This window comes from Streptomyces sp. NPDC048659 (assembly GCF_040650575.1).
Classification (GTDB): Bacteria; Actinomycetota; Actinomycetes; order Streptomycetales; family Streptomycetaceae; genus Streptomyces.
Map to the genome: position 1 here is coordinate 1 of NZ_JBEZHM010000119.1, position 7,753 is coordinate 7,753.

Below are 7,753 nucleotides of genomic sequence, written 5' to 3' on the forward strand. Positions count from 1 at the left end.
CGAGGAGCAGCGCGACCGGCTCCTGGAGCGCCTGGACACGCCGGAGAAGCACTGGAAGTTCAACCCGGGCGACATCGAGGAGCGGGCGCTGTGGCACCGGCAGAAACCCCACCGACAGCAACCGCGGCGGCCCTCCTCCCCCAAAACGTCATCTACGCCCCCCAGCAAACCCGCCGCCCCACCGCGACGGAAGCGATCCGCGAAGCCGAGGGCCCGGCCCTGATCGTCACCTCCGACCCCACCCTGTGGGAGGACACCAAGGACGCCAGAGCCAAACTCGGCCCCGTCCTCGTCTACGACCCCGGCCACCTCTGCGACACCCCCGCCCGCCTCCACTGGAACCCGGCGGAAGGCTGCGAAGACCCGGCCACCGCCCAGGACCGCGCCACCGCGCTCCTCGCCCCCGTACGCCCCCAGTCCCGCCTCGACGCGGCCCTAGCCGACACCGCGGAAACGCTCCTCCGCTGCTGGCTGCACGCCGCCGCCGTCGACGGCCGCCCCTTCAAGCAGGTCCACCGCTGGGCCCAGGGCGCCGACGCCCACGACCCGGTCCGGATCCTGCGCACCCACCCCAAGGCGGCATCGGGCCAGGCCGGACTCCTCGAATCCGCGCTCACCGCCCACCCCGAACGCCGCCAGGCGGCCCAGGCGCTGACGGCCCGTACGCTCTCCGCCCTCTCCTCGATCCACATCAGGGACGCCTGCACGCCCAATCGAACGGACACGCTCACGCTGGCATCTTTCGTGGCCGAACAGGGCACCCTGTACGTGGTGGGTGAACCGATCGAGGACCCGCGCACCCACCCCGGCGCGATGCCCCTCCTCACCGCGCTCGTCGCAAGCGTGGTCGAGCACGGCCGCCGCATGGCCGCACGGTCATCCGACGGTCGGCTCGACCCACCACTGAGCCTGGTCCTCGACGACGTCGCCGCCGTCGCCCCGCTCCCGGCCCTCCCGGCGCTCCTCGCCGACGGCACCGCCCACGGCCTGCCGACCCTCGCCCTGATGCGCTCACGGGAACAGGCCAGATCCCGCTGGCCCGACCCGCTCCCGACGCCCTAGGGACACCCTGAAGACGCGCCCTAGGGACGCGGAATCTCGTACTCCAGCTCATACGCGCCCGAGTCCCCGGGCACCGCCACCTTCGCCCCCGTCGCGACGAACCCGAAGCGCCGGTAGAAGGCGGCGGCCCGCGCGTTGTCCTCGTGGACGTACAGCCGCGCCCGCCGCACCACCGGCTCCGACAGCGACCAGGACCACTCCACGGCCGCCCGGAACAGCGCGTCGATCACCCCGACCCCACGCGCCTCGGGACGCACGTACACCCCCACGACATGCGTCTGGTCCACCACCGCGACCTCGCCGAACCGCACCTCGTCCGTGGGCCGTTCCACGAGCACGCTCACCGTCCCGAGCCACCGCCCGTCCGCCGCCTCCGCCACGAACTGCCGCGCCGCACCGGCCCCGCTCGCGGACGCGCCCTCGGCCCGCTCCCGCCAGAACGAGTCGGGCCGCCCGACGGCGGCGTCATAGGTGTCGAGGAAGGCGATCGGGGCCACCGGATCCCGGAGCGCCGCCAGCCGGATCTCCCGGGTCCGCTCCCACTCGTCGGCCCGGACCTCACGCACAAGAAAGTCCATGCCCAGGATCCTCCCCACGCCCCAAGCCCCTGACAAGGCGTTTTGCAACGCACCCCCCGCCCCACGTCATACCCGGGTACGACACAGGCCCGCCCCCTGCCACCCCAGGTCCGACGCCCGCGCCCGCCCCGCTCCCTACCGTCGAAGCATGATCCGCGCAGAGCACCTCACCAAGCGCTACGGCTCCCGAACGGTCGTCCAGGACCTCTCCTTCACCGTCCGCCCCGGCACCGTCACCGGCTTCCTCGGCCCCAACGGCGCCGGAAAGTCCACCACCCTCCGGATGCTCCTCGGCCTCGACACGCCCACCCGGGGCCGCGCGACGATCGCGGGCCGCCCCTACGCCGAGCACCCGGCCCCGCTCACCCAGGCCGGCGCCCTCCTCGAAGCCCGCTCCCTGCACCCGGGCCGCACCGCCCGCCACCACCTGACGGCCCTCGCCCTCACCCACGGCATCCCGCGCTCCCGCGTCGCCCACGTCCTCGGCGTCACCGGCCTCACCGAGGTCGCCGACCGCCGGGTCAAGGGCTTCTCGCTCGGCATGGGCCAGCGCCTCGGCATCGCGGCCGCCCTCCTCGGCGACCCGGCCGCCGTCATCCTCGACGAACCGGTCAACGGCCTCGACCCCGAGGGCGTCCGCTGGATCCGCACCCTCCTCACCGACCTCGCCGCCGAGGGCCGCACGGTCCTCGTCTCCTCGCACCTGATGAGCGAGATGGCCCTGACCGCGGACCACCTGATCGTCATCGGCAAGGGCCGGCTCCTCGCCGACACGACCGTCGCCGAACTCGTACGCCAGGCCGGCGGCACCACCGTCACGGTCGTCACCCCGGAAGCGGACCGCCTGCGCGCCCTGCTGCCCGCCGCGACCCACATCGCCACCGAGGCCGCCGACACCCTCAGCGTCACGGGCCTGGAAGCCCCGGAGATCGGCCGAGCGGCGGCGGCCCACGGCATCCCCCTCCACGAACTCACCCCGAGAACGGCGTCCCTGGAACAGGCGTTCATGGACCTCACCCGAGACGCGACCGAGTACCAGGGAGCCCCCCGATGAACAAGACGAAGCAGCTCCAAGCAAACCAATCCAAAACCCCCCAGCAAACCCTTCAGCAAACCCCCCACCTCACCACCCCCCGAGTCCTCAAAGCGGAATGGCACAAACTCCACACCCTCCGCTCGACCTGGACGACCCTGGGCACCACGGCCGCGCTCATCCTCGGCGTCGGCATCCTGATGGGCTCCACGTACACCTCCGGCGGCGGAGACTCCGACATCGACACCGTCGTCCTCACCCTGTACGGCTCGCAGCTCGGTGCCGTCTCCCTCGCCGTCCTGGGCATCCTGGTCACGGCCGGCGAGTACGCGACCGGCCTGATCCGCGCCACCTTCACCGCCGTCCCCCGCCGCCTCCCCGTCCTCTGGGCGAAGGCCGCGGCCTACACGGCGGCGGTCCTCCCCCTCTCCCTCGCCACCGGCCTGCTGACCTTCGTCACCGCCCAGCTCTTCCTCGACGACACCGACCAGGCCGCCTCCCTCACCGACCCCGGCGTCCTCACCGCCCTCGCGGGCAACGCCGCCGGCCTCACCCTGCTCGGCCTCATCGCCCTCGGCCTCGGCGCCGCCCTCCGCTCCGTACCCGGCGCGCTGGGCGCGTTCATCGGCGGCGTCCTGGTCCTCCCCCAGGTCCTCGGGATGCTCCCGTACGCCTGGATGGACACGGCCGTGCGCCACTTCCCGCTCCAGGCGGCCGGCGCCCTCGGCACCGCCACCCCGGCCCCCGCCGCGCCCACCCCCGCCACCGCGCTCCTCACCCTCGCCCTCTGGACCGCCGCGGCTCTCGCCGTACCGGCCCTGTCCCTGCGCCGCCGCGACGTATGAGGATGGCCCGGTGACCATGGACCTGAGCGGCGCCCTCCACCGATCCGCCTCCCGGATACGGGCGTTCGACACCGCCCGCCCCCGGGTCTGGGACACCGTCCTGACCCTGCTCTGGACGGGCGCCGCCCTGGTCGACGCGACGGGCGGCGGCTGGCGCAGCACCGCCGCCGACCCGACCGCCCCACAGGCCCTGGTGACCGCCACCACCCTGGCCCTGACCCTCCCGCTGTACGCGCGCCGCCGCCACCCCACGGCGGTGCTGGCCGCGCTGGCGGGCGCGGCCCTGGTCAGCGCCGCCTCGGGCGCGCTCCTCCAGGCCGCGTACCTCCAGGCGCTCCCGCTCTACCACCTCGCGAGAACCCGCCCACCCCGCACCCTGGCCCGCACGGCCCTCCTGCTCCTCCCGGCCCTGGCGACGACGGCGGCGACAGCCACGACCCACTCCCCCCGCACCACCTGGCCGACCGCCCTCCTCCCACCCCTGGCCGCCTACGCCCTGGCCACCCTCCTCGGGCTCACCACCCGCGCCCGAGCCGAGCGGCGCGCGCAAGAGGTCCGGCTGGCGGCGGCGGGCGAACGGGCCCGGATCGCCCGGGAGATGCACGACATCATCGGCCACAGCCTGTCGGTCATCACGGGCCTGGCCGACGGCGGCCGGTACGCGGCGGCGAAGCGCCCCGAGCGCGCGGCCCAGGCCCTCGACGCGATCGCGGACACGAGCCGCGAGGCCCTGACCGACCTCCGCCGCCTCCTGGACGTCCTCCGCGAGGACACCGCCCAAGACCCGTCCCGTACCCCCCAACCCACCCTGTCCGACCTGGAACCCCTCCTGGAAGGCGTACGAAAAGCGGGCCTGAAGGTCACGTCGGACCTCCCCCGGTCCACCCCTCCCGCCCTCTCCCCAGGCGCCCAACTGACGGTCTACCGAGTGATCCAGGAGGCCCTGACGAACACCCTGAAACACGCGGGCGCGCAAGCGGAAGCGCACGTACAGGTGCGATCCACGCGCCACACCCTGACGGCGACGATCACCAACACGGGAAAGAGCACAGGCCAAAACAAGAACGCAGGCACAGGCACAGGAAGGGGCTTGCCAGGAATGCGAGAGCGCGCAGCGCTCTACAACGGCACACTCGCATGCGGCCCGTCGCCGAAGGACGGAGGCTGGCACGTCAGACTCGAACTCCCCCTCCCCGCGCCCCCGGAGAACCACACGTGACGACCGTACTCATCGCCGACGACCAGGCGATGCAACGCTTCGGCTTCCGCATGCTGCTGGAGAGCCAGGACGACATGACCGTCGTCGCGGAGGCCGCGAACGGCACCGAGGCGGTCCGCCTGACCGACCGGCACCACCCGGACGTGGTCCTGATGGACATCCGGATGCCGGGCCTGGACGGCATCGAGGCGACCCGCCGGATCGTCGCCACGGGCGCCCGCACCCGGGTCCTGATCGTCACGACCTTCGACCAGGACGCGTACGCGTACGACGGCCTGCGCGCCGGCGCGAGCGGCTTCCTGGTGAAGGACGCCCAGCCGGAGGAGCTGCTGGCCGGCGTCCGCGCGGTGGCGAGCGGCGACGCGGTGGTGGCCCCGTCCCTGACCCGCCGCCTCCTCGACGCGTACGTCCACCACCTCCCCCGCACCCCCGGCACGGCCCCGGAGCCCCGCCAGGACCCCCGCCTGTCCGCCCTGACCGACCGGGAACGCGAGATCCTGACGGTCGTGGGCCAGGGCTGGACGAACACGGAGATCGCCGCCCGGCTGCACCTGGCGGAGTCGACGGTGAAGACCCATGTCACCCGCGTCCTGGCGAAGACGGCCTCCCGGGACCGCGTCCAGGCGGTCATCCTGGCCTACGACACGGGCTTGGTGACCCCGACACCGTAAACTCAGTCCGCCCCTGCAACTCCCCCTCAGACCCCCACGGCCCCGTCCCACACCGCCGTCCCCCGATCCGCCCCGTCGAGCCGCGCGTCGGTGAGATCGGCACGGGTGAAGTCGGTCCGGGTGAGCTTGGCCGCGGGCAGCTTCTGCGCCTTGTCCTCGCCGAGATCGGCACCGACGAGCGAGGCACCGGTCAGATCGGCGTCCGTGAGATCCGCACCCGACAGGTCCGCGCCCGGCAGGCTGACGTACGACCCCTCGGTCTCGGGGTCGAGCGACGCCCCCTTGAGGTCCGCGCGCGTGAGGTCGGCGTCCTCGAAGCGGGCACCGTCCCACACGACGTTCTCCATGTCGGTGCCGATGAATTCCGACTCGTCGAACAGACCGCCGTCCATGCGCGCCCCGCGCAGGATCGCGCCGCTGAACCACACGTTCTCGAACTCCCCCCGCAGCTGCGAGAACGTGAGGTCGGCACCCCGGAAGTCGGCGTCGGTAAAGTTCCCTTCGGTGAAGTCGGCCCCCACCAGATAGGCCCGGCGCAGGTCCATGATGGGCTCCCCCTCGACCCCGATGGGCCGCGCTCCCAGCACGTTCAGGGCCGCCTGCACGTCCTCCGCCGCCTGGGTGTCCGGATTCGCGTGCGCGGCGGCGACCTTGGCCTTCGACGGGGCCTTGGCCTGGTCCCGTACGTAGGCGCAGAGGAGCGCGACGATCGCGGGCTGCTCCCGGGGTGACTCCTTCATGATCCGCTGGAGGGCGTAGATGCTGCTGATGCGTACGTTCACGGAGTCGTCGCCCAGGTTGGCGACGGTGTCGTTGTAGCTCGACGCCACCTGGTCCCGCTCGGTGACCCGCAGCGCGTCCCGCGCCTGACCGACCGTCACCGCCGTGAGCGCGAGGGCCAGCAGGGCGGGAACGGCCGGCAGCGCCGTCGCGACGGCCATGTACCGCTGCCAGCGCCCGCCCTCCGCCCCTCCCGCCCCGGACGCGACGGGTCCACCGGCCGGCGGAACGGGCGCGGGCACGAGGAGCGGGGCATCCAGGAGCGCGAGCCACCGGGAGTCATGCAGCCGGTCCTGAAGCTGGGCCAGCAGCCGTACGAGCGCGGGCAGCGCGACCGGCACCCCTTCCCGCAGCACCCGCCCCGAGGCTTCGTGCAGCGTCGCGGCGACGCGACCGGCGTGCTCTTCCAGCTCGGCCCGCCGCCCGGCGTCCGCGGGCGGCCCGTACCGCGCGAAGTCCCGCAGCTCCGCGCCGAGTTCCGCGACCGCCGCGTCGAGGACGGACACCTGGGGAGCGGGCGTACGCAGGGCCTCGCGGCACCCCTGGAGCGCCGCGAGGCACGCGGCCAGCGGCGGCTCCTGCCCCGCCCACACGGCGAAGCCCCGCACCGCGGAACGCCGGAGCCACCAGGCCCCGACGACGAGCGCCACGGCGGCCCCGAAGGCGAAACCGGCCTCGGCCCCGGACCACCAGGGAACGAAGTCCTCCTCGCAGCCACGCAGGAGCGACCACCCCAGACAGCCCTCCTGCCCGTCGACGAACCCCCGCTCGCCGAACAGCAGCCGGAAGACCTCTTGGGGACTGGGGAACAAGCCGCCCGGCCCGTTCACGACGTCGTCGTACGTCACCACCCACGTCCCCAGGACGACTCCCCCGGCCAGCAGCAGCCCCGGCACACCCACGGCCCACACCCGCCGGCCCCAACCCAGCAGCCGCGCCGCCCGCTCGGCCTCCGCGACCCGCGCCAGCAGCTCGCCCGGGGACATCCCGCTGCCCACCCCTTGGTGCCGGCGCAGGGCCACGACACCCCGCACCGCGCCCCGCAGCCCCTCCGGCCGCGCCCGTACCAGCCCGCGAGGTACCAGCGGAATCCGCCGGCCGGTCCGCAGATGCGGATCCCGATAGGCGACCCATCGCGCGACACCCCACCAGAGCAGCACGATCACCGCACCGGCGACGCACACCCCCAGAAATGCCCGGCCCTCATCACCCCAGGACGAGAATTCCACGTCAGCGTTCCCCCCGGCTCCCCCGCATGACCCAGAACGCAAAAATGCCTCAACCCCCGGACATAGTCCAGGGGTTGAGGCTAAAAATTGTTCGGCGGCGTCCTACTCTCCCACAGGGTCCCCCCTGCAGTACCATCGGCGCTGAAAGGCTTAGCTTCCGGGTTCGGAATGTAACCGGGCGTTTCCCTAACGCTATGACCACCGAAACACTATGAAGTTGAACTCAAGCCGCACCCCTCAGGGGGCGAGTTCGTTACTTCAGAACTAACACAGTGGACGCGAGCAACTGAGGACAAGCCCTCGGCCTATTAGTACCGGTCAGCTCCACCCATTACT

Annotated in this window: 6 protein-coding genes, 1 rRNA gene and 2 pseudogenes; 6 read left to right on the forward strand and 3 right to left on the reverse strand. The window is 73.0% G+C overall.

The window, feature by feature from the left end:
* Together AB0C99_RS39110 and AB0C99_RS39115 are read left to right on the forward strand one after the other, a co-directional pair.
* Positions 1–94: pseudogene (locus AB0C99_RS39110) on the forward strand (polyphosphate kinase 2 family protein); the annotation flags it as partial.
* Positions 95–147: 53 nt separating this feature from the next.
* A pseudogene (locus AB0C99_RS39115) lies at positions 148–1,062 on the forward strand (type VI secretion protein); the annotation flags it as partial.
* A gap of 20 nt (positions 1,063–1,082) precedes the next feature.
* Here the strand turns inward: AB0C99_RS39115 and AB0C99_RS39120 are convergent.
* Positions 1,083–1,640 carry a GNAT family N-acetyltransferase gene (locus tag AB0C99_RS39120; protein WP_362485211.1) on the reverse strand — a complete coding sequence of 186 codons (558 nt, stop codon included), beginning with the start codon at positions 1,638–1,640 and terminating at the stop codon, positions 1,083–1,085.
* A 148-nt stretch (positions 1,641–1,788) separates the two neighbouring features.
* On the opposite strand from AB0C99_RS39120, the gene AB0C99_RS39125 reads away from it, so the two are divergent.
* The 4 genes from AB0C99_RS39125 to AB0C99_RS39140 are packed head-to-tail and all read left to right on the forward strand — an operon-like array spanning position 1,789 to position 5,408.
* On the forward strand, positions 1,789–2,694 hold the full coding sequence (locus AB0C99_RS39125; protein ID WP_362485213.1) for an ATP-binding cassette domain-containing protein: 906 nt from the start codon (positions 1,789–1,791) through the stop codon (positions 2,692–2,694).
* On the forward strand, positions 2,691–3,518 hold the full coding sequence (locus AB0C99_RS39130) for an ABC transporter permease (RefSeq protein WP_362485215.1): 828 nt from the start codon (positions 2,691–2,693) through the stop codon (positions 3,516–3,518). The genes AB0C99_RS39125 and AB0C99_RS39130 overlap by 4 nt, the downstream gene beginning before the upstream one ends.
* A 16-nt stretch (positions 3,519–3,534) precedes the next feature.
* Positions 3,535–4,737 (forward strand): histidine kinase, encoded by a 1,203-nt coding sequence (locus tag AB0C99_RS39135; protein WP_362485221.1) that lies wholly within the window; start codon positions 3,535–3,537, stop codon positions 4,735–4,737.
* The gene (locus AB0C99_RS39140; protein WP_362485217.1) at positions 4,734–5,408 is read left to right on the forward strand and encodes a response regulator transcription factor; all 675 of its coding nucleotides are present in this window, start codon (positions 4,734–4,736) and stop codon (positions 5,406–5,408) included. The genes AB0C99_RS39135 and AB0C99_RS39140 overlap by 4 nt, the downstream gene beginning before the upstream one ends.
* Positions 5,409–5,434: 26 nt before the next feature.
* Here AB0C99_RS39140 and AB0C99_RS39145 read toward each other — a convergent pair whose 3' ends face one another.
* A complete protein-coding gene (locus AB0C99_RS39145; RefSeq protein ID WP_362485219.1) occupies positions 5,435–7,417 on the reverse strand; it encodes a pentapeptide repeat-containing protein in 1,983 nt (660 codons plus the stop codon).
* Between the two features lie 89 nt (positions 7,418–7,506).
* Positions 7,507–7,623 (reverse strand): 5S ribosomal RNA (rrf, locus tag AB0C99_RS39150).
* Positions 7,624–7,753: the final 130 nt, after the last annotated feature.

Bases quoted from the DNA above. Each gene is read 5' to 3' on its own strand.
- AB0C99_RS39130 (WP_362485215.1), top strand. From the start codon at position 2,691: ATGAACAAGACGAAGCAGCTCCAAGCAAACCAATCCAAAACCCCCCAG.
- AB0C99_RS39135 (WP_362485221.1), top strand. From the start codon at position 3,535: ATGGACCTGAGCGGCGCCCTCCACCGATCCGCCTCCCGGATACGGGCG.
- AB0C99_RS39125 (WP_362485213.1), top strand. From the start codon at position 1,789: ATGATCCGCGCAGAGCACCTCACCAAGCGCTACGGCTCCCGAACGGTC.
- AB0C99_RS39120 (WP_362485211.1), bottom strand. From the start codon at position 1,640: ATGGACTTTCTTGTGCGTGAGGTCCGGGCCGACGAGTGGGAGCGGACC.